The sequence below is a fragment of the Martinezella rhizogenes genome (genome assembly GCF_007002745.1).
Classification (GTDB): domain Bacteria; phylum Pseudomonadota; class Alphaproteobacteria; order Rhizobiales; family Rhizobiaceae; genus Agrobacterium; species Agrobacterium cucumeris.
On the sequence record NZ_SGNY01000001.1, the window covers coordinates 60,827 to 86,600 of the forward strand.

At 59.6% G+C, this 25,774-nt stretch carries 24 protein-coding genes; 16 read left to right on the forward strand and 8 right to left on the reverse strand.

Annotated elements, in window-relative coordinates:
- Nucleotides 1-63: 63 nt before the first annotated feature.
- Together EXN68_RS00295 and mutL are read right to left on the reverse strand one after the other, a co-directional pair.
- A complete protein-coding gene (locus EXN68_RS00295; protein ID WP_142839180.1) occupies nucleotides 64-285 on the reverse strand; it encodes a DUF2093 domain-containing protein in 222 nt (73 codons plus the stop codon).
- A gap of 151 nt (nucleotides 286-436) precedes the next feature.
- Nucleotides 437-2,269: a DNA mismatch repair endonuclease MutL gene (gene mutL, locus EXN68_RS00300; RefSeq protein ID WP_142839906.1), complete on the reverse strand. Its 1,833-nt coding sequence runs from the start codon at nucleotides 2,267-2,269 to the stop codon at nucleotides 437-439.
- A 406-nt stretch (nucleotides 2,270-2,675) separates the two neighbouring features.
- On the opposite strand from mutL, the gene EXN68_RS00305 reads away from it, so the two are divergent.
- Both EXN68_RS00305 and EXN68_RS00310 read left to right on the forward strand, forming a co-directional pair.
- Nucleotides 2,676-4,295: a response regulator gene (locus tag EXN68_RS00305; protein ID WP_161991206.1), complete on the forward strand. Its 1,620-nt coding sequence runs from the start codon at nucleotides 2,676-2,678 to the stop codon at nucleotides 4,293-4,295.
- Nucleotides 4,296-4,435: 140 nt separating this feature from the next.
- Nucleotides 4,436-5,788 (forward strand): putative bifunctional diguanylate cyclase/phosphodiesterase, encoded by a 1,353-nt coding sequence (locus tag EXN68_RS00310; protein ID WP_142839182.1) that lies wholly within the window; start codon nucleotides 4,436-4,438, stop codon nucleotides 5,786-5,788.
- A gap of 99 nt (nucleotides 5,789-5,887) precedes the next feature.
- Here EXN68_RS00310 and EXN68_RS00315 read toward each other — a convergent pair whose 3' ends face one another.
- Genes EXN68_RS00315 through EXN68_RS00330 form a run of 4 tightly spaced genes read right to left on the reverse strand, consistent with a single transcriptional unit; the run spans nucleotide 5,888 to nucleotide 9,108 of the window.
- Nucleotides 5,888-6,775, reverse strand: a complete 888-nt coding sequence (locus EXN68_RS00315; RefSeq protein ID WP_142839183.1) for an SMP-30/gluconolactonase/LRE family protein — start codon at nucleotides 6,773-6,775, stop codon at nucleotides 5,888-5,890.
- A gap of 4 nt (nucleotides 6,776-6,779) precedes the next feature.
- Nucleotides 6,780-7,409 (reverse strand): 2-dehydro-3-deoxy-6-phosphogalactonate aldolase, encoded by a 630-nt coding sequence (locus EXN68_RS00320; protein ID WP_142839184.1) that lies wholly within the window; start codon nucleotides 7,407-7,409, stop codon nucleotides 6,780-6,782.
- Between the two features lie 14 nt (nucleotides 7,410-7,423).
- Nucleotides 7,424-8,338 carry a 2-dehydro-3-deoxygalactonokinase gene (locus EXN68_RS00325; protein ID WP_142839185.1) on the reverse strand — a complete coding sequence of 305 codons (915 nt, stop codon included), beginning with the start codon at nucleotides 8,336-8,338 and terminating at the stop codon, nucleotides 7,424-7,426.
- The gene (locus EXN68_RS00330) at nucleotides 8,338-9,108 is read right to left on the reverse strand and encodes an SDR family NAD(P)-dependent oxidoreductase (RefSeq protein WP_404944512.1); all 771 of its coding nucleotides are present in this window, start codon (nucleotides 9,106-9,108) and stop codon (nucleotides 8,338-8,340) included. Before EXN68_RS00330 ends, EXN68_RS00325 begins: the two co-directional genes overlap by 1 nt.
- Before the next feature lie 82 nt (nucleotides 9,109-9,190).
- Between EXN68_RS00330 and EXN68_RS00335 the strand changes: the two genes are divergently transcribed.
- From EXN68_RS00335 to EXN68_RS00395, 13 genes are all read left to right on the forward strand, one after another.
- Nucleotides 9,191-10,060 carry an IclR family transcriptional regulator gene (locus EXN68_RS00335; RefSeq protein ID WP_161991136.1) on the forward strand — a complete coding sequence of 290 codons (870 nt, stop codon included), beginning with the start codon at nucleotides 9,191-9,193 and terminating at the stop codon, nucleotides 10,058-10,060.
- 209 nt (nucleotides 10,061-10,269) lie between these two features.
- The gene (locus tag EXN68_RS00340; RefSeq protein WP_142839188.1) at nucleotides 10,270-11,010 is read left to right on the forward strand and encodes a helix-turn-helix transcriptional regulator; all 741 of its coding nucleotides are present in this window, start codon (nucleotides 10,270-10,272) and stop codon (nucleotides 11,008-11,010) included.
- 78 nt (nucleotides 11,011-11,088) lie between these two features.
- Nucleotides 11,089-12,312 (forward strand): CmpA/NrtA family ABC transporter substrate-binding protein, encoded by a 1,224-nt coding sequence (locus EXN68_RS00345; protein ID WP_142839189.1) that lies wholly within the window; start codon nucleotides 11,089-11,091, stop codon nucleotides 12,310-12,312.
- A gap of 129 nt (nucleotides 12,313-12,441) precedes the next feature.
- A complete protein-coding gene (locus EXN68_RS00350; protein ID WP_142839190.1) occupies nucleotides 12,442-13,569 on the forward strand; it encodes an Mrp/NBP35 family ATP-binding protein in 1,128 nt (375 codons plus the stop codon).
- 338 nt (nucleotides 13,570-13,907) lie between these two features.
- Nucleotides 13,908-14,885, forward strand: coding sequence for a magnesium transporter CorA family protein (locus EXN68_RS00355; RefSeq protein WP_161991137.1), 978 nt, complete (start codon nucleotides 13,908-13,910; stop codon nucleotides 14,883-14,885).
- A 15-nt stretch (nucleotides 14,886-14,900) separates the two neighbouring features.
- On the forward strand, nucleotides 14,901-16,820 hold the full coding sequence (locus EXN68_RS00360) for a potassium transporter Kup (protein WP_046800710.1): 1,920 nt from the start codon (nucleotides 14,901-14,903) through the stop codon (nucleotides 16,818-16,820).
- A 366-nt stretch (nucleotides 16,821-17,186) separates the two neighbouring features.
- A complete protein-coding gene (locus tag EXN68_RS00365) occupies nucleotides 17,187-18,350 on the forward strand; it encodes a cell wall hydrolase (RefSeq protein WP_161991138.1) in 1,164 nt (387 codons plus the stop codon).
- 270 nt (nucleotides 18,351-18,620) lie between these two features.
- On the forward strand, nucleotides 18,621-18,986 hold the full coding sequence (locus EXN68_RS00370; RefSeq protein WP_142839193.1) for an AtpZ/AtpI family protein: 366 nt from the start codon (nucleotides 18,621-18,623) through the stop codon (nucleotides 18,984-18,986).
- 60 nt (nucleotides 18,987-19,046) lie between these two features.
- Nucleotides 19,047-19,796: a F0F1 ATP synthase subunit A gene (locus EXN68_RS00375; RefSeq protein WP_003494138.1), complete on the forward strand. Its 750-nt coding sequence runs from the start codon at nucleotides 19,047-19,049 to the stop codon at nucleotides 19,794-19,796.
- 72 nt (nucleotides 19,797-19,868) lie between these two features.
- On the forward strand, nucleotides 19,869-20,096 hold the full coding sequence (locus tag EXN68_RS00380; RefSeq protein WP_003494147.1) for a F0F1 ATP synthase subunit C: 228 nt from the start codon (nucleotides 19,869-19,871) through the stop codon (nucleotides 20,094-20,096).
- A gap of 79 nt (nucleotides 20,097-20,175) precedes the next feature.
- Nucleotides 20,176-20,817, forward strand: coding sequence for a F0F1 ATP synthase subunit B (locus EXN68_RS00385; RefSeq protein ID WP_142839194.1), 642 nt, complete (start codon nucleotides 20,176-20,178; stop codon nucleotides 20,815-20,817).
- Nucleotide 20,818: 1 nt separating this feature from the next.
- The gene (locus tag EXN68_RS00390; protein ID WP_004440269.1) at nucleotides 20,819-21,304 is read left to right on the forward strand and encodes a F0F1 ATP synthase subunit B; all 486 of its coding nucleotides are present in this window, start codon (nucleotides 20,819-20,821) and stop codon (nucleotides 21,302-21,304) included.
- A 342-nt stretch (nucleotides 21,305-21,646) separates the two neighbouring features.
- A complete protein-coding gene (locus EXN68_RS00395) occupies nucleotides 21,647-22,630 on the forward strand; it encodes a phosphotransferase enzyme family protein (RefSeq protein WP_142839195.1) in 984 nt (327 codons plus the stop codon).
- Nucleotides 22,631-22,802: 172 nt separating this feature from the next.
- Here the strand turns inward: EXN68_RS00395 and EXN68_RS00400 are convergent, their stop codons facing one another.
- Both EXN68_RS00400 and EXN68_RS00405 read right to left on the reverse strand, forming a co-directional pair.
- Nucleotides 22,803-23,456, reverse strand: coding sequence for a ribonuclease HII (locus EXN68_RS00400; RefSeq protein ID WP_142839907.1), 654 nt, complete (start codon nucleotides 23,454-23,456; stop codon nucleotides 22,803-22,805).
- Between the two features lie 338 nt (nucleotides 23,457-23,794).
- The gene (locus EXN68_RS00405; RefSeq protein WP_161991140.1) at nucleotides 23,795-24,952 is read right to left on the reverse strand and encodes a PA0069 family radical SAM protein; all 1,158 of its coding nucleotides are present in this window, start codon (nucleotides 24,950-24,952) and stop codon (nucleotides 23,795-23,797) included.
- Nucleotides 24,953-25,237: 285 nt separating this feature from the next.
- Between EXN68_RS00405 and EXN68_RS00410 the strand changes: the two genes are divergently transcribed.
- The gene (locus EXN68_RS00410; RefSeq protein WP_142839196.1) at nucleotides 25,238-25,756 is read left to right on the forward strand and encodes a glycosyltransferase family 2 protein; all 519 of its coding nucleotides are present in this window, start codon (nucleotides 25,238-25,240) and stop codon (nucleotides 25,754-25,756) included.
- Nucleotides 25,757-25,774 lie beyond the last annotated feature (18 nt).

Consider the following 25,774-nt stretch of genomic DNA (forward strand, 5'->3'; position numbering starts at 1 on the left):
TCTCTGCAACTGCTCCTGAGAAAGCCGCTTAACATGGAAACGCGTCAGCACGCCGTTTCCGGCTCATGCCGGCAGATTGCCGGCCTTCTGCTCAGCCGCGAGCGAAGCGGCCGCGTCCACATAGGCTTCCTGCCGCGCCACGCTCCAGTAGCGCAATTCGTCGAGCGGAATGGTCTGGGCGGTGATGGCGCAGACGACATGCGAGCCGGTTTGCACGATCCGGAAGTCTCCGTCGAGATATTCGATGACGGCGAGGCGGTTGCCGCCTCCTTCAAATCTGTTCATCCGTTTTCGTCTCCTGCTCTGTCCTGTCAGGGCACCCAGTCCGAAACGGCGTAGCGTTTTCCTGAACAATCCGGATGCTCCAATGTCCTAGATTTATATCGTTCGGCGCGGCACAAGGCCAGCCCCGGCCGCTTGCGACTGGGTGAAGATGTCAGCTTCGGCCGAAGAGCCGTTCTATATCGGAAAGTTTCAGTTCGATATAGGTCGGGCGGCCGTGATTGCACTGTCCCGAACCCGGCGTATTTTCCATCTGCCGCAGAAGCGCGTTCATTTCCTCCGGCCGCATGCGCCGGCCGGAGCGCACGGAACCGTGGCAGGCCATGGTGGCCGCGACATATTCCAGCTTGTTGGCAAGCGTGGAGGCGGCGTCCCATTCGGCTATCTCGTCGGCAAGCTGGCGCACCAGCCCCTGCACATTGACCTCGCCCAGCATGGCCGGCGTTTCCCGAACCGCAACAGCGCCCGGCCCGAACCGCTCGATGACAAGCCCCAGCGCGTCGAACCCGGCCGCATGATCCATCAGCCGGTCGCAGTCTTCCTCGGGCAGATCGATGATTTCAGGGATCAGCAGCACCTGCGACGGCGGACGCCGGGAATGCAGGGCATTGCGCATTTCCTCGAATACCAGCCGTTCATGTGCGGCATGCTGATCGACGATGACGAGGCCGTTTTCCGTTTGCGCGATGATGTAGTTCTCGTGTAGCTGCGCCCGCGCGGCTCCGAGCGGATACAGTACCGGCTCCGGTGAAGGGCTTGCGGAAGGCTCATAGGTCTCACGCGGTTCGGCCCGCGCCGTCGGCATGGTGATGTCGGAAAAGCGCGATTGCACTGCTTCTGCAAATTGCATGTCCCCGGAAACGGCGAGCGGCCTCGACGGGGATGTGGCGGCAGACCATGGCGCGGAAGCCGGCATGGAAGGCGAGGGCCGCAGGCCGGACGGGCTGTAGCCGGGACGAAAGGCGTTCATCATCTGGCTCGCGCCGGTCGTCGCTGCCCTGTCACCGTCACGCGTTAGCGCCTGGCGGATCGCGCCGACGATCAGCCCGCGAATGAGGCCGGGATCGCGGAAACGCACGTCGGATTTGGCCGGATGCACATTGACATCCACAAAGGCAGGGTCGAGCGTGATGGACAGCACCGCAACCGGGTATCGTCCATGCGGCACGGTTTCGGCATAGGCACCGCGAATGGCGGATAAAAGCAGCTTGTCCTGCACCGGGCGGCCGTTGACGAAGACATATTGATGCGCCGAGTTGCCGCGGTTGAAGGTCGGCACGCCGGCAAAGCCTGACAGCGTCACGTCCTCGCGCCCGGCATCGATCTCGATGGCGTTGTCCTTGAACTCGGCACCGAGAATCTGCGCCATGCGGGCGAGATGATCATCGCCGGTCGAGGGGATTTCGAGCGTCGAGCGGTCGGTGCCTGACAGCACGAAGCGGATATGCGGAAAGGCGATCGCCATCCGCTTGACGACCTCGGTAATGGCGGCCGCCTCCGCCCGTTCCGTCTTCAGGAATTTCAGCCGCGCGGGTGTGGCGAAGAACAGGTCGCGCACCTCGACGATGGTGCCGGCATTCGAGGCGGCGGGCCGCACCTCCGAAACCTTGCCGCCCGTCACCGAAATCACCGAACCCTGTTCCGCGCCCTGTTGACGGCTGGTGATCGAAAGCTTGGCGACCGAGCCGATGGAGGGCAGCGCCTCGCCGCGAAAACCGAGCGTGCGGATATCATCCAGCGTCGTGGATATTTTCGAGGTGCAATGACGCCTCACCGCAAGCTCCAGATCGGTGGGTGACATGCCGGAGCCGTTGTCGGTAATGCGCACCAGCCCCTTGCCACCGCCCGCCGTGGCGATCTCGATCCGGGTCGCGCCGGCGTCGATGGCATTTTCCACCAGTTCCTTCGTGGCGCTGGACGGTCTTTCGATGACCTCGCCGGCGGCGATCTGGTTGATGAGGGTTTCTGAAAGCTGCTTGATGGCCATGATCGTCATTTTCGCGGATTCGCCATGGCTTCGAAAGCAAAAAACGCCAATTGCGGCAATTTGCACATGTTTTGTGGACTTCCACGCATTTGATCATTTCCGTCAACATCTGGGTAAGCGTTAATCCGCTTTTAATCGGCCTTGATTATGGTGGGGCGGCTTGAAATGACCGCAGGCAAGAGGCCCCCCTTTCCGGGTGGTGTGTGACGTCGACTTTGGGTGAACGTCATCTTCTCCTCAAGACTGCTTCAAGTGGCGAACCCTGATGTCTCTTTATCGGAATTTGTCGTTTCATCCCGGCATCTGCCCAGAACGATTCCAATAGAAACATAAGCCTGACCCATTAACAGGCGGGAGTTTGCAGTTGAGTGATTTGGCGTCCTCTGGCGCGGGCGTTCATACGGTGATGCTTGATGCCCTTTGCGACGCGCTTGGCGCGGCGATCGTCGTTTACGACCGTAACGATCACATTATTTTCGCAAGCCGGAAACTGTTGAATTTTTTCCCGTTGGAAGAGGCCGTTGTCGGTCCCGGTGCGCGGCTGCGCGACTATCTGAGCGCGCTTTACGATTGTTATCTGCTGGAGACGGAAAACCTCGCCGCCAATGCCCGCCAGCTCGGGCGGGACGAATGGATCGGCGAGCGGCTGGCGCTGCACTGGAAGGAAAGGTCGGAAAAGACCGAACGGCTGAAGGGGGAGCGCTTTCTGCGTTTCGTCATGAATCGCCTGCCTTCCGGGCTTGGCATCAGCGTCGTCGCCGATATTTCCGAACAGAAGAAAAGGGAAGAACAGTGGCGCATCGACCTTGAACGGGTGCAGCTGATCGAGGACATCCTCGACAATCTGCCATTCCCCGTTTTGGTCAAGGACCGCAACATGGCCTATGCGGCCGTGAACAAATCCGCCTGCACCATGGTTGAAACCAGTGCGGAGAGCATTCTCGGCAAGACGGTTTTCGATCTGCATTCACGCAAGGTCGCCGCGCAGATCGATGCGGCTGACCGGGCGGTGATGGACAGCGGCACGCCGAGCCTCATTCCCGAAAGAGTGAGACGCATAAACGGCGAGGAAGTGCTGACGATTACCCGCAAGCAACGTGTGGGTCGCCCGGGCCGGCATTTTCTGGTGACGACGATGGAGGATGTCACCGCACTTGCCACCGTCGATGCAAGCGGCAGGCCCATTATCCCCTCGCTCGAACATGTCGCCTTCGTCGCCTCCACTTACGGAAAGGACGAGGAGGACGCGCCGGCCAAAGACCTGCTGAAAAGCAAGGCGGTGCTGGTCGTCTCCGAAAGCGGGCGTTTCGCCGAAGCCGCCGGCCGCCGGTTGACCGCGGGCGGCATGGATCATGCGGCGGTGACGAGCGAGGAAGAACAGCAGGCATTCATCGATATCGCCACCTCCGCCGGCGTGGGCATCGATGTCGTCGTCGTCGATGCCCAGATGAGCGTCACATGTCTCGATATCGCCGCTGCGCATGACCTGCCGTTCGTCACCATCGAGGAAGAGGAAATCGACGCATCGCTGCTGCATTACGTTGCTGTCGGTCTCAGATCGTCTCCCGGCGAGAAATCGACGGAGGAAGACTGGGAAATCATGACCGAAGACCTGCCCAGGGTCCTCAAGACGGGCGGCGTCGGCGAGATACTTCTCGTTGAGGACAACCGGGTCAACCAGATCGTCTTTTCGCAGATACTCGAAGGCCTTGGGCTTTCCTGGCGGCTTGCCACCTCGGGTGAGGAAGCCTTGCAGCTGTTTGCGGAGCAGGCGCCCTCCGTCGTCCTGCTCGACACGACACTCGCCGATATCGACGGTTTCGAGGTTGCCCGCCGCATGCGGCAACTGGCCGGCGACGAGAACATTCCCATCGTCGGGGTCATCACCCACGCCTTCGAGGGCGATCTCGACAAATGCATGGCGTCCGGAATGAACGACATGCTGCTGAAACCCGTCAGCCCTGACATGGTCGAGGCGGTTTTCCTGCGTCTTTTCGGCACGGATGCGGTGCGGCTGCAGGCCTGAAAGCCCAACAAACGGGCCGTTTTTCCCGAACGGCAGGCTTTCCGAAAATGCCGCCGCATTTTTGGTTCGCGGCTCTATGGTTTTTTTAATACTTGCCCTGCATTGTGAGCGCGTTCACACAGGATTAACGAGATGCAGGAATGAAACGGGCAGAACCGCAATCGTTGCAGGTCAGCCAGAACGAGCTGCAGGCCATGGCTTACAGCGACCCTCTGACGGGGCTCGGCAACCGTTACCGTCTGCGGGACAAGATCCGTATGCTGGCAAGCGAACGCTCCAGCGACCCCGCGCCGTTCACCGTCGGCATCGCCAATATAGACGGTTTCAAACCCATCAACGATCTTTTCGGTGTTCAGGCGGGCGATGAAATCCTGTGTCAGGTCGCGCACCGGCTGAAGGCCTGCATTCCCGATGGCGCGGTCGTGACGCGCCATGATGGCGACGAATTCGCCTTCGTGCTGCCGTTGGTGTTTGAGCGCACCGGTGCGGAGCGCATCGGCAACATGATCAAGGACGTGCTCTCGGCCCCTTACGATCTCGGCGATCGTAACGTCCGGCTTTCCTCCTCCTTCGGTTTTGCCATCTATCCCTTTGCCGGCGATGACTTCGAGGATCTGCTGAAGAGCGCCGAGACGGCGCTTTATCGCTCCAAGCGGCGCGGACGTGGTCAGATAACGGTCTATTCGCGCGAGATCGCGCAGGAAATGAAGCGCGCCACCCAGCTGGAACAGGCCTTGCGAAACGCCATCATCACCGATGCGATCGATGTGCATTTCCAGCCCATCGTCCGGTTGGAAGAGGCGAAGGTCATCGGCTTCGAGGCGCTGGCCCGCTGGAACGATCCCGATCTCGGCTTTGTTTCACCCGCCGTCTTCGTGCCGCTCGCCGAAGAACGGGGTTTCATCGACGCGCTGTCGGAAGCCCTGTTGCGAAAGGCGGCGGAAGCCGCCCTGTTCTGGCCGCGTGAGCTGTTTCTGTCCTTCAACCTGTCTTCCGCGCAATTGATGGATCCGAGCACGGCGGACAATATTCTCTCCATTCTGGCCCGTGTCGGCCTCGACCCGCACCGGCTGGAGCTTGAAATCACCGAAACGGCCGTCATGACGTCCGCCGATACCGCGCAGCGCATCATCAGCGAATTGCAGAGTGCCGGTGTTCGCATTTCGCTCGACGATTTCGGCACCGGCCAGTCGAGCCTTGGCCGCCTGCGCGATTTCACCTTCGACAAGGTGAAAATCGACCGCGCCTTCGTCTCGCGCATCAGCAGCGACCGCCCTTCGGAACACATCATCAAGGCCATCGTCGCCATGTGTGACGGACTTGATCTTGAAGTGGTGGCCGAAGGCATCGAGGAGCAGGTGGAAGAGGAAAAGCTGCGCGCGCTTGGCTGCGCCATGGGGCAGGGTTATTTCTACGGCCGTCCCGCCGATGCCGCCGCGACCCAGCGATATCTGCACGAAAATTATCGCGAAATCCTGTCGGATATTCCCTGAAAAGCAGGACGACGGTGAATGTGAAGGGCGCGCGCATCCCACACCCACTCATTCCTGTGACAGGCACAGGAATGAGGAGAGGGCGGCATGCGCCTCGCTTCACAACCGGTAAAGCGGCTCGAACCTGCCTTTGACGTCGATACCGAGATCGAAGGTCAGGCCATGCTGCGGATTGGCGGCAAGGGCGTCCGCGTCCAGATTTTCCCGTGCGGAGGTGACGAGAAGGCGCGATGCGTCGGGGCCGATGAAGGCCGGGCAGGTCGTCTGGCCCGCTGGTACTTCATATCGGGCGAGGTGATTGCCGTCCGTATCGTAGCGATCGACAGCGCCGATGCCCCAGCGGGCATTCCAGATATGCCCCTCGGCATCGCAGACCGACCCGTCAATACCACCTTCGACGCCGGCGGAATCGATGAACACCTCGGCCTTGCCAGTGGGAAGGCCGGTCTCAGCGTCGAGCGGCACCCGCATCAGCTTGTTCACCTTGGTATCGACGTAATATCCCGTCGCGCCATCGGGTGAAAAGCAGATCGAGTTGGGGATGCTGACCTCGGCAAACAGTTTCGTCACGATACCTTTAGCAACGTGATAGATGCTGCCGGCGCCTGTCTCCGCCTTCCGGCCCATGGTGCCGATCCAGAGCGCGCCGCAGGGGTGCATGCGCCCGTCATTGGAACGGTTGCCGGGCAGGTCCTTTTCCAGTTCCGCATGCAATGTCAGCACGCCGGTTGCCGTATCGCGCAGGAAAAGCCCGTCATCGGAGGCGATCAACTGTTTATGTTCGCTGACCTTGGCCAGCGCGCTGCCCATGAAGGGCAGGGCGTACACCGTCTTGCGGCCGGAAGCGAAATGCAGCTCGTGCAACTCGCGCTCGACGATGTTGAACCACCAGGCGGTGCCGGTCGCAGGGTCGAAGGTCGGGCCTTCGCCAAGCATCATCGGCGTTTCGTCAAGCACATGTCCGGCAAAGGGAAAAACAGTTGCCAAGCTCTTATCCTCCGATGGCTGCATCATAGGCCGATAGCGTGACGGTAGCGCGCTCGCGCACCTCGGCCGCCGTCATGCCCGGCTTGTAGAGGCTGGTTCCAAGCCCGAAGGCGGTAATGCCGGCCGAGGTATATTCGGCGAAATTTTTGTCGGAAACGCCACCGACGGCGGCAATGATGAGGTCCTTCGGCAGGATCGTCCTGATAGCATTGATGCCGGCCGGGCCGATGATGCTGGCGGGAAAGAATTTCAGCCCCGTCGCCCCGGCCTTTGCGGCCACCAGCGCTTCGGTGGGCGTGAGAACGCCGGGCATCGTCACCATGCCCTTGACGCGTGCGGCGATGATCACTTCGGCATCGGCATTGGGGCTGACCATCAGCTTGCCGCCGGCGGCATCCAGTGCCTCCACGTCTTCTACGCTCAGCACCGTGCCCGCGCCGATCAGGCAATCGGCAGGCGCCATCTTCGCGGCGATTTCGATCGAGCGGAACGGATCGGGCGAATTGAGCGGGATTTCGATGGCGCGGAAGCCGGTCTCGATCAGTGCGCCGACGACGCCTTCGGTTTCCTCGGGTTTCAGACCGCGCAGAATGGCGATCAGCGGATATTTCATGGCAGGGAAGGGGATACGCATGGTGGGTCTTTCTTTTATGACCAGATGGTATTGGCGGCGGCCAGCAATCCGCGCCGCACGGCCTCGTCTGCATCGATGACCGTATATTGGATATCAAGGGCCGTGAAGGCGCCTTCGTAAAGCGCACCGAGCGCGCCGGAGCCGATCAGCACGACAGGCGTGTCCCGCCGCGCATTGGAATGCGCGCCGGCAATTTCCAGCCCGATCATGATGCCGGAAAGCTTGGCCTTGGCATCGGTCGCGGTGAGGCCATGCAGCAATTGCCCGGAGCGCAGGGTAAACAGCCGGTTGGTGGCGAGTTGCGGATTGGCGTAGATGTCGCGCACGGCGGCCCTGAAAGTCTCGTGTTCACCGGTGAAGGCATCAGCTTCGGCCACCGCATGCGAAAGGATCGTCTGCCTGGAGATGACTTCGAACAGTTCGCCGGTCATGAAGGTGGCAAAGCCGGTCACGTCACCGCCTTTGACCGTCACCCATTTGGAATGCGTGCCCGGCATGCAGACCAGCTTTTCACCGGCATCAGCGGAGGCGAGTGCGCCGAGCAACTGTGTTTCTTCACCGCGCATCACGTCGGGTGCATTTTTATCCCGTTGCGCCAACCCCGGCAGAATGCGGACATCCCGCGCCTGACCCGGCACGCGGACCGCGCCGTCAAGAACCGCTGAAAGCGATGCCGGCACGTCGATGTAACCCGCCTCGACCCAGCCTTGCCGAGCCCCCGCCATGCCGCAGACCAGAACCGGCAGATTGTCAGGTGCGCCGATGGCATCGAGATGCGATTGCAGCACCTCGGCAAAGCCGGTGCGCATGGCGGTCGTCATGCCTTCCGCGCTTCTGCGCTCAGCCAGAACAGCGCCAGAACGGCTCAGAAGCCAGAGCCGGAAACTGGTCGTGCCCCAGTCGACGGCGATAAAAGCGGGTTCGGACATTATAGAAGGCCTCCGTCTACGATGATGGATTGCGCCGTGATGGCGCTTGATGCTGAGGATGCGAGAAACAGGCTCGGCCCGGCCAGATCGGCGGCGACGAGCGTGCGCTTGAGACATTGTCGCGCCGTGGTTGCGGCGATGCCGTCGTCGGTCAGCCACAGGTCTTTCTGCCGCTCCGTGACGATCATGCCGGGCAGCAGCGTGTTGACGCGGATATTGTCAGGTCCCAGTCTGCCGGCAAGGCTCTTCGTCAGTCCGATAATGCCGGCCTTGGCCGCCGCATAGGAGGGTAGTTCACCCATGTTCAGCAGAAATGAGATGGATGAAAAATTGACGATGGATGCGTTCTTCGCCTGTCTGAGATGGGGCAGCGCGGCCTGAACGGTGAAGAACATCTGCTTGAGATTGACGGCCTGATTGGCGTCCCAATAGGCTTCCGTCACCGTGTCGATGTCGTGGCGGTCATCCCAGGCGGCATTGTTGACCAAAACCTTGATGCCGCCGGTAGCGGAGGCCGCCGCATCCACCGTCCGCCCGATTGCGGGAATGTCGCTCAAGTCGGTCTTGAAAAAATGCACCGGATGGGGAGCCGCCCCTGCGAGCCGCTGGACAAGTGCGGCGCTGGGCTCCTCGGCGATGTCTATGAAGGCGACCTTCGCCCCCTGCATCGCGAAGGCTTCCACCAGCGATGCCCCAATGCCGGAGCCGCCACCGGTAATGAGCACGCCCGCATCCTTGAGGTCGGGAAATTGGGCTTGCGTCATCGACATCGTCTCATCCATAAGGGCTTGATTGTTCCAATATATGGAACTAGATTTTACTAAATGGAATTATTCTCTTGGCGTCACACTTATGTCAAGGCAGATGACGGTGGATGTTGCCATGCCCGATAATAAAACCCCCAATGCCCAACAGCATGAGACTGTTCCCGGTCGCGCCCGAAAAACAGAAAGCGAGACCGGCACGCTCGGGAAGGCCGTCTCGCTTCTGGAGCTTATCGCCTTTGCGGAAAAACCGATGCGTTTTACCGATGTGGTCGAGGCGAGTGGCCAGCCGCGCGGCACGGTCCACCGTCAGCTCGCCCATCTTCTCGCCGAAGGCCTGATCGACCATGCCAACGACCAGACCTATGCTGTCGGCCTGAGATTATTGCAATTTGCGGCCAAAGCCTGGAGCGGCAATGATCTTCGCAGCGTTGCCGCGCCGCATCTGGCGGCGTTGCAGGAGGTGACGCAGGAATCCGTGCATCTCGCCATTCTGAATGGCGGGCAGGTCACCTATCTCGACAAGATCGAGGGTAGACACACCCTGCGCATGCATTCGCAGGTCGGCAAGACTTCGCCGGCCTATTGCACGGGCGTTGGCAAGGCGGCGCTCTCCCTGCTGTCTGCTGATGCGCTCGCAAACCTCGCTGCCGGATTGGAGTTCCAACGCTTTACGGAAAACACGATCGTAACGCCGCAGGCGTTGGTAACGGATGTGTCGGCCATCCGCGTGAATGGTTACGGTTTCGACCTTCAGGAACACGAGATCGGCATTCATTGCGCCGCCGCGCCGGTCCATGCGCCGGGACGCAATTTCCTTGCGGCGATTTCCGTCACCGGCCCCGCCTACAGGGTGGATGTGGAACAGCTTTACAAATGGGCGCCGCTGGTGCGCGAAACCGCTGATAAAATTTCAGCGGAGCTTGCCTGCCGATTATCGCCGGTTGCCGATGGTTGAGGAAAAAAGTGGCGCTGCTCTGTCGATTTTCGCGACCTGGTAGACGGGTCTGGCGTCAAATTGCGTGAGTTAAATCTTATTTTCGACTATTCTGAATTAAGTTTTCAACTTTTGTTTGCATGAATCATTTTGGTGAGTAACATCCCCGGCAATTTCCGGGCAAAGGTGGCCTTTGCGGCGGTATTTCTCATTCTCGAAGAACAGCTTTTATGCAGAAAACAGAGACGGCCGCCGTTCAGGCGATTGGTGTTGATTGCGTTCGCGAGATCGCCGGCCTGAACACGCAATTCGACATATTCCGGTTCTTGAAACGGTTGACGGAGGCCTGGGAGTTCAGGGCCTTCATGGTGCTTGACCTGTCATCCGAACTGGCGAGCGAGCTGTCGCAATATACCATCATCACCAGCTGGCCGGCCGAGCTTCTGCAGCGTTACGACGAAGAGGGCATGCTGCAGAACAGCAAGGTGATGGCGCAGCTTAAAAAATCGACGGTACCCTTCTCCGTTGCCATGGATTTCCTGGATGAAGGCAACGAACCGATCGCCAAAAAGAACGTGATCGGCCTGTTCGAGCGATTTGAGATGATCAACTCCGTATGGTTTCCCGTTCACGATATCACCACCACCCGGGGCGCGGTGTCTTTCTCCGGCAACAAGACGATCTTGCCGGCAAGCCGGCTGGCGGAGCTGTTTTACATTTCCAGCCATGTCTTTGCCCGGCTATCGGAAATCCGTCGTCTTGATCTCAGGGTTCCCGAAACATTGAGCGAGCGCGAGATCGACTGTCTGAACTGGACGGCGGCCGGCAAGACCAGCGCCGAAATCGCTGAAATCATGATGTTGTCGGAACATACGATCAATCATTACCTCAACCGCGCGACGAAAAAACTCGACACGGTCAACCGCACCCAGGCCGTCGCCAAGGCGCTGCGGGTCGGTTTGATAAAATAGCGAAATCGTAATTTTATCATTGTGATAAACCCTTTCCTGGGCGATCCTTCTTTCGAATCACCGGAAAGGAGAAATCGTTTGCCGGAGCGGCATAAGGTAAAAGCGGGATTTTCTCCGACTGTCGATTGCGCCGTGCTGATAGTCGCTGCCGAAAAAGGCTTTGCTGCCGATGAAGGCATAGAACTGCAACTCGTCCGAAAACAATCCGCACGCGCTGCCTTGACGGCGCTGGCCGAGGATGAGGTTCACATCGCCCATTTGCCCGCTCCGGTGCCGGTCGGTTCCGCAGTTGGCCTTGATGAGCTGCCGGCCGATATTATCGGCGTTTTCACACTTTCCCTCGGCGGATCGGCAACCACCGTTTCGCACGAATTTTACGACGAGCTTTACCGGGAAGGCCTGAAGCTTCCGGACCCCGCGGCCTTCGGGCGGGCCATGGCCCGCGTCTGCGCGGCGCGCCGTGCTGCAGGTAAAAACCCGCCGGTCTTTGCGGTCGAGGATATCGTGTCCACACCGTTTTATATGTTGCGTTATCTGCTTGGAAGCTGCGGTGTGCTGCTCGGCCGGGACATGGAAATTGTCGAAGCCCTGCCGAAAGCCATGCCCGGCCTGCTGGAAAACGGCAAGGTCGATGCGCTCTGTACCGCCGAACCGGCGGGCAGCGCCGTGGTGCTGGGCGGCGCCGGGCGAATTGTCACGACCGGGGCGCTGATCTGGCAAAATGCGCCGGAAAAGATACTGGCCGGGAAGCGGCAGTGGACTGAGGAAAACGCCACCCTGCTGGAAGGGCTGCTGCGCGCGCTCTACCGCGCCGGCGAATGGTGCGCCAATTCCGCCAATATCGAGGAACTGACGGGCATCCTCGCCGCCCCTCATTATATGGACGAGAACGGCGAGTTCCTGCTGCCGGCGCTGACGGGCTATATTTCCACTTCGCAGAGGGACATGCGGCGTTTTCAGGAGTTTTTCGTGACCAGCGCCAAGGCCGCAAATTTTCCGTGGCAGAGCCAGGCGTTGTGGTTCTTCAGCCAGATGTTGCGTTGGGGCGAAGTTCCCGCCGAATGTCGGTTCGACGCGGCCGTGGTGGAGGCCGCGCGCAACGCTTATCGGCCGGATATTTTCCGCAAGGCGATGAAGCCGCTTTTCGTGCCGGTGCCGGGCGCCAACCTGAAACTCGAAGGCACGCTCAGGGAGCCGTTGCATGTCGGCGCGTCGCGCACGGGCCTCGTCCTCGGCCCGGACTGTTTTTTCGACGGCCGGGTCTTTGATCCTGAAACGCTCGATATGGACGACGAAATCTGAAATGGCAGCAGTTAATCGTCGCTAATCTCTCCTGTTTGCGCTTTGGCATTGGCGAAGCGCTCCCGCTTGTCTATGGATGGCGCGGAAGAGTGCCCATATCCAGCCGGACCACGTTTACGGAGTAAGACAATGGCAGACGTCAGCAAGAACCAGGTGGAAAAGGCTCTGGAAGCCGTCATCTATCCTGGCAGCGGCAAAAGCATCGTGGCGCTCGGCATGGTCTCGGAAATCTTCATCGCCGATGCGAAAGCCTATTTTTCGATTACCGTTCCCTCCGACAAGGCGCAGGAGATGGAGCCGTTGCGACTTGCCGCTGAAAAGGCGGCCAGGGGCGTTCCGGGCATTATCGGCGCCGTGGTCGCGCTGACGGCGGATCGCAAGCCCGGCCAGCAGCAACAGCCGCCGCGCCCCGCCGCCGCAACCGGCCGCCCGGCTGCGCAGCCGCGCTCCTCCAAGGTGGGCGTGCCGGGTGTTGGCGCCATCATCGCCGTCGCCTCGGGCAAGGGCGGGGTCGGCAAGTCCACGACATCAGTCAATCTGGCGCTTGGTCTTCAGGCGCTCGGCCTCAAGGTCGGTATGCTCGATGCCGATATTTACGGTCCTTCTATTCCCAAACTCCTGAAGATTTCCGGCCGCCCGCAGCAGCAGGAAGACCGCATCATCCTTCCCATGGAAAATTACGGGCTGAAGGTCATGTCCATGGGCTTCCTGGTGGATGAGGAAGCGGCGATGATCTGGCGCGGACCGATGGTGCAGTCCGCCCTGATGCAGATGCTGCGCGAAGTTGCCTGGGGCGAACTCGACGTGCTGGTGCTGGACATGCCGCCCGGCACGGGCGACGCACAGCTGACCATCGCCCAGCAGGTGCCGCTTGCCGGCGCCGTCATCGTCTCCACGCCGCAGGATCTGGCGCTGATCGATGCGCGCAAGGGCATCACCATGTTCCGTAAGGTGGAAGTGCCGCTGCTCGGCGTCATCGAGAACATGAGCTACTTCATCGCCCCGGATACCGGCGCGCGCTACGATATTTTCGGCCATGGCGGCGCGAAGGCCGAAGCCGAGCGGATCGGCGTGCCGTTCCTCGGCGAAGTGCCGCTCACCATCTCCATCCGTGAAATGTCGGATGCCGGCACGCCTGTTGTCGTCGCCGAGCCGGATGGCCCGCAGGCCGCGATCTATCGCGATATCGCCGAAAAAGTCTGGGCGCGCATCGGTGCGGGTGAGAGAAAAGCCGCGCCGAAGATCGTTTTCGAATAACGCAACGGGTTTCGGCATAAACCGAAAAAGCGTTTCTCGGTATTGAATAGTCTTTTTAAAACAGAAGATTAATCGTCAGTATCAGGCAAGTTTTCTGGATGTGAACACCGAGAAATGCTTCGCCTGCAATGCTGTCGAGAAAAAATATTGCTTGATTGCATCTCGCTTTGGGCGCATACGCCTGCGCCGTTTGGCTCTTGGTCCATCGGGCTGGCGAGATATGAAATCCCGCTCGTTCCGGCGTGCCCTGAAGTGTCGTCCAAAGGTTTGCCGACCGCAAACAGGATATGTTAAGCAGCATTGCGGCTGAAGCTTGCGATGTGGACCGGAGAAGCGGATTGATAAAAGCCTATCGCGCCAATTGCGAGGCGATCAGCCTGTCGCCAGACGACGGCTCCGGACAGATTCCCGACGACATCGTCTGGATCGACATCGTCAATCCCGACAGGGCGGAAGAGCAGCATGTGGAAAAACTGCTGGGGCTCGATCTGCCCACCCGTGAGGATCTGAAGGATATCGAACCCTCCAGCCGCCTGTATATGGAAGACGGCAATGTCTTCATGACCGCCTCTCTGGTGTGGAAGGCGGATTCTGACGATCCGCGCCTCACCGATGTCGCCTTCATTCTTGCCGGCAAGCGCCTTGTGACGATCCGTTATGCCGAGCCGAAATCCTTCCACCTTTTCATCGCCGCCATCACCCGCGTGCCGCACGAAATGCGCAGCGGCACGGCCCTGCTTCTGAAGCTCTTGGAAACCATCGTCGACCGCACGGCGGAAATTCTCGAAAATTCGGTCACCGGCATCGACAATCTCGCCGCCGACATTCTTGGCAGCCAGGCACGTTCCAAACGCAAGGCGCCGCGTTATCTCGAAGACCGTCTTACCAACATCGCCGCCTATCACCGGCTGATCTCCAAGGTCCGCGTCAGCCTCGCATCGCTGGCGCGGCTGCAGACCTTCCTCTCCACCAGCGATCAGGCGCGCGGGGACAAGGAAGCGCGGGAACAGGGCAAGTCGATCGGCCGCGATATCCAGTCGCTGAACGAACATGCCGCCTTCGTTTCCGGCAATCTGACGTTTCTACTCGACGCCTCTCTCGGCATCATCAATATCGAGCAGAACGGCATCATCAAGATTTTCTCCATCGCTTCGGTGGTGTTCCTGCCGCCGACGCTGGTGGCCTCGGTTTATGGAATGAACTTTCAGCTCATGCCGGAGTTGAACTGGACATTTGGTTATCCACTCGCGCTCGTCATCATGCTGATGTCCGCAATCATTCCGTTTCTCTTTTTTCGTTGGAAGGGCTGGCTCTAAGGAGCCAGGATCATCATGTCTCAAATCGTCGATAAGGACGTTGCCGAGAAACCGGACGCGGATGACAAACATCAGAACAAGGGGCTTTACGCCGCGATCCTTGGTTCGATCGGTGTCGTTTATGGCGATATCGGTACCAGCCCGCTTTACGCCTTCCGCGAAGCCCTGCGGCCGATCGCCTATGATGGCGTGACGCGGGAAGAGGTCATCGGCCTGACCTCGCTGATGATCTGGGCCCTGACGATCATCGTGACGTTCAAATATATCACGCTGCTGCTGCGCGCCGACAATGACGGCGAAGGCGGCACGCTGTCGCTGCTGGCGCTGCTGATGAAGACGGCAGGCACCCATCGCGGCGTTCTCATCGTGCTCGGCCTCATCGGCGCTGCCCTGTTCCTGGGCGATGCGATGATCACGCCGGCGCTGTCGGTGCTCTCGGCGGTGGAAGGTCTGAAACTCGTCACGCCGGCCATGGACGACTTTATTATTCCGATTTCCGTCTGCATTCTCATCGGCCTGTTCGCCATCCAGTCGCACGGCACGGGAACGGTGGCGAAATTCTTCGGGCCGATCACGGCGGTCTGGTTCCTCGTCATGGGTCTCGCCGGCCTCATTCACATCGCCGATGATTTCGGTATTCTCTTTGCCTTCAACCCGTGGCATGCGGTGGAGTTTCTGGCCAATGAAGGTTTTTACGGCATCGTCGTGCTCGGCGCCGTATTCCTGACGATTACCGGTGCCGAAGCGCTTTATGCCGATCTTGGCCATTTTGGCCGCCGCCCCATCCAGTGGGCATGGTTCTGTCTGGTTTTCCCGGCTTTGACGCTGAATTATCTAGGCCAGGGGGCGCTGGTGCTCAAAGACCCGGCGGCGATGTCCAATCCGTTTTATCTGATGTTCCCGCAATGGGCGATCCTGCCGGCCGTCATTCTGGCCACCGCCGCCACCATCATCGCCAGCCAGGCGGTCATCACAGGCGCGTTTTCGCTGGTGCGTCAGGCCATCCATCTCGGCTACCTGCCGCGCATGGAAATCCTCTTCACGTCTGAAACCAATACCGGGCAGATCTATCTGCCTGCCGTCAACACCATCCTGCTGTTCGGCGTCGTCGCTTTGGTGCTCACCTTCAAGAGTTCCGATGCGCTGGCCACCGCCTATGGTATTTCCGTCACCGGCGCGATGGTCGTCACCAGCCTGATGTTCTTTGAATTCGTGCGCAAACGCTGGCAATGGTCGGTCTGGCTGGCGCTTGCCGTTCTGGCGCCGCTTCTATTGCTGGAGCTGATCTTCCTTGGCGCGAACCTGCTGAAGATCCATGATGGCGGCTACGTGCCGGTGCTGCTGGCAATCGCCTTCACCATCATCATGACCACCTGGCAGCGCGGCTCGAGAATCCTCTTCGCCAAGACCCGCCGCAGCGACGTGCCGCTGAAGGCGTTCGTCGCCTCGGTGGAAAAGGAAAGCGCCCATGCGCCGGTGCGTGTGCCCGGCACGGCGATTTTCCTCACCGGCGATCCGGAGGCGGCGCCAGCGGCCCTGCTGCACAATCTCAAGCATAACCACGTCCTGCATGACAAGAACGTCATCCTGACGATCCGGACCGAGGATCAGCCGCGCGTTCGCCCGGAAAACAGGTACACGCTGACAAAACTCAGTGACCGTTTCGCGGTGGTGGAACTGCATTTCGGCTTCATGGAAACCCAGAACGTCACCCAGGCGCTGGGTTATCTGAGACGCACCGGCTACAAGTTCGACATCATGTCGACCTCATTTTACCTTGGCCGCCGCAAGCTGGTGCCGGATCCGAAGTCCGGCATGCCGGGCTGGCAGAACCGCCTGTTCATCGCCCTTGCCGAAACCGCCGCCGACCCGTCGGACTATTTCCGCCTTCCGGCCAACCGCGTGGTGGAACTGGGTTCTCACGTCGTCGTGTGATGACGCGGGTATGCCTTCAGGTAGCTGAGCGGCCTCCTTCTTTCCGTCATACCGGCCTCGAGCCGGTATCCAGCCAGCCCAATTCCCTGGGCTGAAAGGGGGCTTTACACCGCGCCGGCGCGCTTCGGCTGGATTCCGGCTCGAGGCCGGTATGAAGGATGTGGAGATGGCCTGCGGGACAGTTATGATCGGCACATGCGAACTCGACTCCACGCCATGCGCATTAGAAGGCGCGCACACATTAACGTGAAGCCACGTCCGCTCGCCGCGTTAACCAAGCATCAAGGTTAATAAGAGATTCTTCAACACCTGTAGCAAATATGGTTGTCGGTGTTCGGAGTGCTGGTTTTGCGTTCGAAAAGTGTAATGCGTCGTCGGTCCTCCGCGTCCCTTCAGGCATGGACCTCCAGATGGGCCTCACCCGTCGTTTTCGGCCTTGCCGCCTGGCTCGTCTTTCCTTCTCTCGCCGCGCGTGCGGATCTGGCCTCGCTCTTGGCCGGGTTGGACAATGGCGGCGAACAATGGCGCATGGTGCTGACGGCCTCTCCGGCGGGTTCGGTGCACAATGCCTCGCTCACTTTTAATGATGCGGCAGGCGAGGCGGCGCTGCATGGCAGCGGCATGACCCTGCCGAATGGCAGCAAGGTCGCCTTCGTCACCAACAAGAAGGGCGAGCCCACGACGCCGGACAGCGAGCGTGTCAACCGCGCCGCCAAGAAGGGCCGCATCGTCGCCACCGAAATCATGCAGCCACCAAAGGCTTTCACCGCCGGCTCCGTCCTCCAACGCACCAGCATGCTGGATATAGAGCCGCTGAAGCGCAAGGACCGCACGGCTTTCGTGAAGCCGAAGCGCGGCAAGGATGTTGAACTCGCCTCCTTCTATTTCCGCCGCGATGAAAAGAAGGCGGACAAGAGTGTGTCGCCGATGCTGGCGGAACTCATCACCAACCGTACCCCGGATATTCTCGCCACGGCTTACGCACCGGCCGCGCCTGATTTTGCCCGCGAATCGCCCTTCGACGCCATTCTCAAAAAACCGGAGGCTGGCCGCTTCGTGCCGCAGATCAGCCCGGAAGACCATGCCTGGGCGGCGACCCCGCTGCCGGCCGAGGTGTTTTCCGCAGCCGAACAGCAGTGCCTGGCATCCGGCATCTACTTCGAAGCGCGCGGAGAATCGGTCAAGGGACAGGCAGCGGTGGCGCAGGTCATCCTCAACCGCGTGCGTAACCCCGCTTATCCGAAAACCATCTGCGGCGTGGTCTATCAAAACAAGGACTGGCGCAACCGCTGCCAGTTTTCCTTCGCCTGCGACAATATCAAGGACCGCGTGAATTCCGAACGCCATTGGAAGATGGCGCGCGAAGTGGCCATGGCCACCACCGCCGGCAAGATCTGGCTGAACGAGGTGGGTTCCGCCACGCATTATCACGCCGTTTATGTTCGCCCGGCCTGGGGCAAGTCCATGAAGAAGGTCGGCCGCATCGGTCTGCACGTGTTTTACCGTACCTATGGTGGCGGCTGGAGCTGATACCACCGCCAATTCGTCGCATTTTGCGTGTCAAAAATGCCGATTCCCTCGCGAAACATCGCCGCCAAACGGTGATTTGGCATCAAGCTATTGTTTTTCAATGATTAATTTGTGCTGAAACAAGCTGCCTCAGTGCCTTGACTAGAGAAGCCCCTAAAACTATGTTGCGCGCGACTTCAGAGCGGGCTGGAACAGGCTTAATCCGTCACCGTTTACAACTCCAAAGGGTTCTGGCATGGCTGGAACGGAGAAAATGGGTGGGATTTTAAGATGACTGGCAACCGTGACGATAGTCTGGACGAGCGTCGCAAACGCCTTGCTGATGAGTTGGCAAAGGTGAAAGCGGAGGATGAGGCGGAAGTGAGGGCGGAGACCAACGCTGCGGAAAACCGGAAAGGTTTTGCGATGGCGGTCAAGCTCTCATCGGAGTTCATTTCGGCCATCGTGGTCGGCGCTATGCTGGGTTATCTTCTGGACTATTTTGCCGGCACGACGCCGTGGGGGATGATCGTTCTTCTCCTTCTCGGTTTCTGCGCAGGCGTATTGAATGTGTTGCGCTCGACGGGCGCGGTGGCCAAGCCGCCGTTGCTGGAGAAGGCGGACAGGCGAGACGAGGGTGGAAAAGACGGCGTTTAAGCTGTTTTTTCTTGCAGTTGAGATGCCGCCAAGCGCGGCGACAGGTAAAGAGGGCAGCCGGTGGCAAACGATCCGACCCATCAGTTCTTGGTGCAGCCGATCATTCCGATCGAAATTGGCGGCGTCGATTTTTCCTTCACCAATGCGTCGCTTTTCATGGTTGCGACCGTGGCCGCCGCTTCCGGTTTCCTTTATTTTGCAACGTCGAACCGCGGTCTGATCCCGACCCGCATGCAGTCCGTTGCTGAAATGTCCTATGAGTTCATCGCCTCCATGCTGCGCGAAGGCGCCGGCAAAAAAGGCATGGTATTCTTCCCCTTCGTCTTTTCGCTGTTCATGTTCGTGCTGACGGCAAACCTTCTCGGCATGTTCCCGTATTTCTTCACGGTCACCAGCCAGATCATCGTCACCTTCGCGCTTGCCTGCCTCGTCATCGGCACGGTCGTCGTTTACGGTTTCTACAAGCACGGTCTGCATTTCTTCGGCATCTTTGCCCCCTCGGGCGTTCCCAAGGCGCTTTTGCCGCTTGTGGCGTCGATTGAAATGATTTCGTTCCTGTCGCGTCCGATCAGCCTTTCCGTTCGTCTCTTTGCGAACATGCTGGCCGGCCACATCACGCTCAAGGTTTTCGCAGGCTTCGTCGCCTCCATGGGCGCGCTCGGCGCGCTTGGCATCGGTGGCGCCGTTCTGCCTCTCATCATGACGGTCGCAATGACCGCTCTCGAATTTCTCGTTGCCTTCCTGCAGGCTTATGTGTTCGCGGTACTGACTTGCATGTACCTGAACGACGCCGTGCATGGTGGTCACTGAGAAGTAAAGTCGCTGGCCCCGGAAACGGGCGTCAAGAATAGCCGCAACAACCAATATCTCAAGGAGTCTCACATGGAAGCGGAAGCAGCAAAGTACATCGGCGCAGGTCTCGCATGCCTCGGCATGGCTGGTACGTCCCTCGCACTCGGCCGTATCTTCGGTGATTACCTGTCCGGCGCACTGCGCAACCCCTCTGCTGCCGACAGCCAGTTCGGCCGTCTGGTATTCGGCTTCGCCGTTACGGAAGCTCTGGGCATCTTCTCGCTGCTCGTTGCTCTCCTTCTCCTGTTCGCTGTCTGATAACGGCATCAGGTCTGGATCACGGCCCGCGAATGGCGTGCCGTGATCCTTCGCATTTGCAGTCCCCCTGGAGGTGAGCATGTTCGTGACCGAGGCTTATGCCCAGTCAGCACCGACCGTAGGTGAAACGCATACGGAAACTCCGGCCGTTGGCCAGCCGCAACCGGAAGCCACGCACACGGAAACCGGTGTAGCGCATGGTGCCGAACACGGTGCTTCCGGCGTTTTCCCGCCGTTCGACCAGTCTACTTATGCATCGCAGGTCCTTTGGCTGGCGATCACGTTTGGCCTTTTTTATCTGCTCATGCAGAAGGTCATCGTTCCGCGCGTCGGCGGCATTCTCGAAAACCGTCACGGACGCATCGCACAGGATCTCGACGAAGCGGCACGGCTGAAAACCGAAGCTGACGCAGCCGTCGAAACCTATGAAAAAGAACTCGCGGCAGCCCGCGCCAAGGCAAGCTCGATCGGCTCCGCGGCACGTGACGCCGCCAAGGCCAAGGCTGACGCCGACCGCGCCGCCATCGAGGCAGGACTTGCTGAAAAGCTCGCCGCCGCCGAAAAGCGCATTGCCGGCATCCGGGACCAGGCTTTCGCCGATGTCGGCGCCATTGCCGAGGAAACCGCGACCGCGATCGTCGACCAACTGGTTGGCGCCAAGGTCAAGGACACCGACGTCAAGGCCGCCATTGCCGCCGCTTCTAGCGTAAAGGGAGCCTGACATGGCATTTGATGCATCATTTTTCGCTCTTGTCGGTCTCGTCCTTTTCTTTGTCCTGATCGCCTATCTCAAGGTTCCGGGCATGCTCTCCAAGTCTCTGGACGAACGCGCCCAGAACATTCAGGACGAGCTGGCCGAAGCCAAGCGCCTGCGTGAAGAGGCCCAGCACCTGCTGGCCGAATATCAGCGCAAGCGCAAGGAAGCCGAAGCAGAAGCCGCCGGCATCGTTGCCGCCGCTGAACGCGAAGCCGCTGCCCTGACGGAAGAAGCCAAGCAGAAGACGGAAGAATTCGTCGCCCGCCGCACGGCTCTGTCGGAACAGAAGATCAAGCAGGCCGAAGAAGACGCCATCGGCGCCGTCCGCGCCGCCGCCGTTGACATCGCCATTGCCGCTTCCGAGAAGCTGCTGGCCGAAAAGACCACGGCTGCCGCAAAGGCCAAGCTTTTCACCGCCACGATCGGCGAAGTGAAGTCGAAGCTGAACTGAGATTTATCTCGGTATTGTTCAAAACCCCTCCGGCGCGAGCCGTGAGGGGTTTTTTCGTCTGGGCCCCAGGGATTGGTTAGAAATATGGCACCGACAGGCCTGTCGAAATGCTGTTCTTTTAGTGGGCCACCCATACAAACGGTCAGCTTGCGGGGGGCAGGTTAAAGGGACGGGTATTGGCAAACTTTGGGGTTTGGCTTTCTGGACCCTAAATATTCGATGGCGCGTCCGCGTTCACCAGCAACGATTATTGCCGCAGCAGCAGATTTCCCTATTCTACGGAGCAAGCGACTAGGTCGCGATGCTGAGACAGCCTCATGAAGCTCCGCAGGACATAGCCAAATGATCGACTTTTATCCGCTGTATTCTACCCCACAGAGTGAAGCGATCGAAGATTTTATCAATCGGCACTACGAACTAAAACAACCTGTATCCTGTAAGCTGCTTCAGCGTGGATTTAACGACGTTTATCTCGTCACCGTGAACGACAGCGAGCGTTATGTGTTTCGGCTTTCCCACCGTCGTTCCCGTGGCGCAGCCGACGTCAAAAGCGAAACTGCATTTCTGTCCCATCTCTCGAAATCAGGAGTTCCAGTTGCCGGGCCAGTTCCGACACGTGACGGCGCTTTCTTCGTCCGAGGCCAGGCGCTGGAAGGTGCGCGCGAGGGCGTGCTTTTTGACGCGCTTGGTGGGCGTGAAGTGCATGCCGCTGATGCTGGTGATGCTCGGGCTAACGGAAAGACCCTCGCTCTCGTGCACAACGCGGCAGAGACATTTTCCATTGGCGAAACGCTATATCGGCTTGATCTCGAACATTTGTTGCATCGGCCTCTCGCACGAATACGCGACAGCGGAATTGTGGATGATGCGCAGGTTCTCGTTGATCTTCAAGACATCGCCAAGCGCGCAGCAACGGCGATCGAAGCGGCCGGTGATCTGACTTGGACATATTGTCATGGAGATTGTCACGGTTTCAATTCGCGTATCAATGAGGCTGGTGAAGCTGTATTCTTCGACTTTGATGATGGAGGTCCGGGGTATCTCGCTTATGATCTCGCTGTCTTCCTCTGGGCTCAAATCTCCTTTGGCCGGGAACAGATTACCGTCTGGCACGCCTTCGTGGATGGGTATCGGGCAATTCGGCCGATATCGCCTGACGACTTCGAAGCGGCGCTGAGGTTTGTGACGGTTCGTCACCTATGGCTTATGGGTGAACACGCAAGCCGAACCCACGAATGGGGAAGCAACTCTGTCGAATGGATTCCGAGGCAGGTCAATTTTCTCACCCAGTGGGAGATCGATCGATTTTCCGATCGTCTGTTCTGAGGCTGACGCCATCATGCCATGCTGAAAAGACTGGCTGCTCTCTGTTTCAGACAAAGTGGCGTCCTGACTTGCACCCGCTTCCGGGCTTTATCCGTGTCGATGTATTTTGCATTGCGAAGGTGCTGATCGAACAAATTTATCTGAATCACGAGTTGCGTCCGTCGCGCCACGATCAATCCCGCTTCAGCGGCCTGAAACTCATCCTGTGCAGCGGGCAGGGCCCATGGCTTTCGATGGCGCGAAGATGGGCCGGTGTGCCGTAACCGGCATGGCCCTCAAAGCCGTAGGACGAATGCACCAAACCGGCGCGCTCCATCATCCGGTCACGGGTCACCTTGGCGATGATCGAGGCGGCGGCGATGGAGAGGGAGCGGGAATCGCCCTTGATAACGGCCTTGGCTTCGCAGGTGATGCCCGGCGGCCTGTCGCGGCCATCGGCCAGCACGAGGGCGGGGGAGGTTTCGAGGCCGAGTACGGCGCGGCGCATGGCGTCGAGGCTGGCGCGCAGGATATTCATGCTGTCGATCAGGCCTGGGCCGGAGGAGGCGACCGATACGATCGATGTTTCCATGATCTGGACAAAGAGGCTTTCCCGTTTCAGCTTCGTCAGCTTCTTGGAATCGTCCATACCCTCAGGAATATTGTCCGGATCGAGGATGACGGCTGCTGCAACCACCGGGCCGGCGAGCGGCCCGCGGCCTGCCTCATCCGTACCCGCCACGGGCCAGAGCCCCTTCTTTTTTGCTTCAAGTTCGAAGGAGAAATCCGGGCCGGTATCGGCGAGATCGAAGAGGACAGGAGAATCGGGTGGTGCGCGGCGTTTCATGCGGCGAAACTTGCACACACACCCGATCTTCTGCAAGCCCCCGGAGGCGGGCGATGACAGGCAGGGTAAGCCGGGTCGAGGGGGCGTGGCTCACTATGCCCTTCAGGTCATCATGACCTTTGATCCTCCAACGGGGCGGCGGAGGAAAAACGATCGCACGCGAGGCGGCGGTTCCGGGGGGCAATGTCCGGCTGGCCAGGGAAAACCCGCCGGGCATTTCGTGGAGAGCGTGGCCGCCCGAGGGGAAGAGGCCAGCGCTCCTTGTCGTGTTCCATCTGATATCGTCGCACCCGCTGTGTGGCGCTTCGATCAGGCAGGATATTTTCAGCGTCCGTTTTTTAAAGCAGCGACAATTGCACTCCTGCGCCGCCCGGCGGCACGAAGAGATCATCGCGCAGATGAATGCCGCGGCGGATGAGGCCAAGCCGTTTCGTTGCCATTTCGAAACGCCTGCCAATCTGCCAGGCGTAAGGGCCGGCGCCCTTCATGCGTTTCCCGAACTCCGCATCATAATCCTTGCCGTCGCGCATGGAGCGCACCAGTGACATGACGTGACGATAGCGGTCCGGATAGTTGCGCAGCAGCCAGTCGCGGAAGAGCGGGCTCACCTCCAGCGGTAGGCGCAGCAACACGTAAGATGCTTCGCTCGCACCGGCGGCCTTGCCGGCTTCCAGAATCCGTTCGATCTCATGATCGTTGAGTGCCGGAATGACGGGTGCCATCATCACGGCAACCGGAATGCCCGCCTCCGTCAGCGCCTTGACCGCTTCCAGCCGCTTTTCCGGGGTGGCGGCGCGTGGCTCCATGTTGCGCGAGAGCTTACGGTCCAGCGTCGTCACGGAAATGCCGACCTTGGCGAGACCCTTTTTGGCCATGGGGGCCAGAATGTCGATATCCCGCTTGATCAGCGCCGATTTGGTGACGATGGCGACGGGATGGTCGGCCTTGGCCAGCACTTCCAGTATCTGCCGCATGATGCGCCATTCGCGCTCGATTGGCTGATAAGGATCGGTATTGGTGCCGATGGCGATCACCCGCGGCTTGTAACCCGGTTTTGCCAGTTCTCTTTCCAGAAGCTTCGCCGCATCCGGCTTGGCAAACAGCTTCGATTCGAAATCCAGCCCGGCCGAAAGACCCATATAGCTGTGCGTAGGCCTTGCGAAACAATAGATGCAGCCATGTTCGCAGCCGCGATAGGGGTTGATGGAGCGATCGAACGGAATATCGGGCGATTCGTTGCGGGTGATGATGCTGCGCGGTTTTTCCACCTGCACCTCGGTGCGGAATTCCGGCATGTCTTCGAGTGTCTGCCAGCCATCGTCGAAAACTTCGCGCTGCAGGGCCTCGAAGCGGCCATCCGGATTGATCCCGGCGCCACGGCCGCGACGACGGTCGATCTCGACCCGCAGGCCCGATGAATCGGCCAGCGCATTGGCAATATCTGGCATATGGCTCGGCTGGAAGGCAGCCTGCCCCGAAAGCGTATGGTTTCTCATCTGGATGCTCCCGGGCGCCGCGCGCCTGAAGGCCCGCCAAACACCCTAAACCGTTTCCGTTCGAACAGGCTTTCTTCCCCTCTTCGATGATTAAATTCCTAACGCAAAAATGAGAACAATACAAGAACAAAAATGCAGAACCGATATTTGTCCACATCCCGGCAGGGAAAGGTTGGGGGAGTGATTTCGCCGCGGGGCGGGGGTGCCGATCCGCACCGGGAATGGCGGATTTTACCACGATGGGAATAGTGGCAATTTATTGTGCGATGCGTTAGAGCTATGCATATGTTGACAGTCATAATGGAATGCCGGGATCAGGAACCGGAGCTGGCGCATACCTTGTCTGCGCTTGTAACCGGTGCCGTGGAAGGGCTTGTAAGCGATGTGGTGATCCTTGATCACGGTTCGCGCGATGGATCGTCGCGTGTCGCCGATGCCGCCGGTTGCCGCTTTTATGGGCAATGGGACATTGAAGATGTCATGCGCTCTGCGCGCGGACAGTGGATATTGCTGGTGGAGCCGGGTGCGCGGCCGCAAAGCGGCTGGATTGAGGAAATACTGGAATATGTGACGGTGTGTGCGGAGCCGGCGCGTTTTTCGCCGTCCCGTTACCACAAGCGCCCATTCTTCAGCCGAATCATGCGTCGTCCGCCGCCACTGGAACATGGCTATCTGATGCCGAAGAAACATGCGGTGGCGATTGCGAAATCCGGCATGGGCCTGACGCAGTTCGTCCATGCGCAAAAGCCGCGTCGCCTGAATGCGGAACTGGTTCCTGCCTGGACCACGCGACCTTCAAACTAAGCTCGAGAATGATGCTCG

Bases quoted from the DNA above. Each gene is read 5' to 3' on its own strand.
- EXN68_RS00370 (WP_142839193.1), top strand. From the start codon at position 18,621: ATGACTGGCAACCGTGACGATAGTCTGGACGAGCGTCGCAAACGCCTT.
- EXN68_RS00395 (WP_142839195.1), top strand. From the start codon at position 21,647: ATGATCGACTTTTATCCGCTGTATTCTACCCCACAGAGTGAAGCGATC.
- EXN68_RS00335 (WP_161991136.1), top strand. From the start codon at position 9,191: ATGTCAAGGCAGATGACGGTGGATGTTGCCATGCCCGATAATAAAACC.
- EXN68_RS00320 (WP_142839184.1), bottom strand. From the start codon at position 7,409: ATGCGTATCCCCTTCCCTGCCATGAAATATCCGCTGATCGCCATTCTG.
- EXN68_RS00360 (WP_046800710.1), top strand. From the start codon at position 14,901: ATGTCTCAAATCGTCGATAAGGACGTTGCCGAGAAACCGGACGCGGAT.
- EXN68_RS00295 (WP_142839180.1), bottom strand. From the start codon at position 285: ATGAACAGATTTGAAGGAGGCGGCAACCGCCTCGCCGTCATCGAATAT.
- EXN68_RS00340 (WP_142839188.1), top strand. From the start codon at position 10,270: ATGCAGAAAACAGAGACGGCCGCCGTTCAGGCGATTGGTGTTGATTGC.
- EXN68_RS00325 (WP_142839185.1), bottom strand. From the start codon at position 8,338: ATGTCCGAACCCGCTTTTATCGCCGTCGACTGGGGCACGACCAGTTTC.
- EXN68_RS00310 (WP_142839182.1), top strand. From the start codon at position 4,436: ATGAAACGGGCAGAACCGCAATCGTTGCAGGTCAGCCAGAACGAGCTG.
- EXN68_RS00400 (WP_142839907.1), bottom strand. From the start codon at position 23,456: ATGAAACGCCGCGCACCACCCGATTCTCCTGTCCTCTTCGATCTCGCC.
- EXN68_RS00365 (WP_161991138.1), top strand. From the start codon at position 17,187: ATGCGTCGTCGGTCCTCCGCGTCCCTTCAGGCATGGACCTCCAGATGG.
- mutL (WP_142839906.1), bottom strand. From the start codon at position 2,269: ATGGCCATCAAGCAGCTTTCAGAAACCCTCATCAACCAGATCGCCGCC.
- EXN68_RS00410 (WP_142839196.1), top strand. From the start codon at position 25,238: ATGTTGACAGTCATAATGGAATGCCGGGATCAGGAACCGGAGCTGGCG.
- EXN68_RS00405 (WP_161991140.1), bottom strand. From the start codon at position 24,952: ATGAGAAACCATACGCTTTCGGGGCAGGCTGCCTTCCAGCCGAGCCAT.
- EXN68_RS00385 (WP_142839194.1), top strand. From the start codon at position 20,176: ATGTTCGTGACCGAGGCTTATGCCCAGTCAGCACCGACCGTAGGTGAA.
- EXN68_RS00330 (WP_404944512.1), bottom strand. From the start codon at position 9,108: ATGTCGATGACGCAAGCCCAATTTCCCGACCTCAAGGATGCGGGCGTG.
- EXN68_RS00350 (WP_142839190.1), top strand. From the start codon at position 12,442: ATGGCAGACGTCAGCAAGAACCAGGTGGAAAAGGCTCTGGAAGCCGTC.
- EXN68_RS00380 (WP_003494147.1), top strand. From the start codon at position 19,869: ATGGAAGCGGAAGCAGCAAAGTACATCGGCGCAGGTCTCGCATGCCTC.
- EXN68_RS00305 (WP_161991206.1), top strand. From the start codon at position 2,676: ATGCTTGATGCCCTTTGCGACGCGCTTGGCGCGGCGATCGTCGTTTAC.
- EXN68_RS00390 (WP_004440269.1), top strand. From the start codon at position 20,819: ATGGCATTTGATGCATCATTTTTCGCTCTTGTCGGTCTCGTCCTTTTC.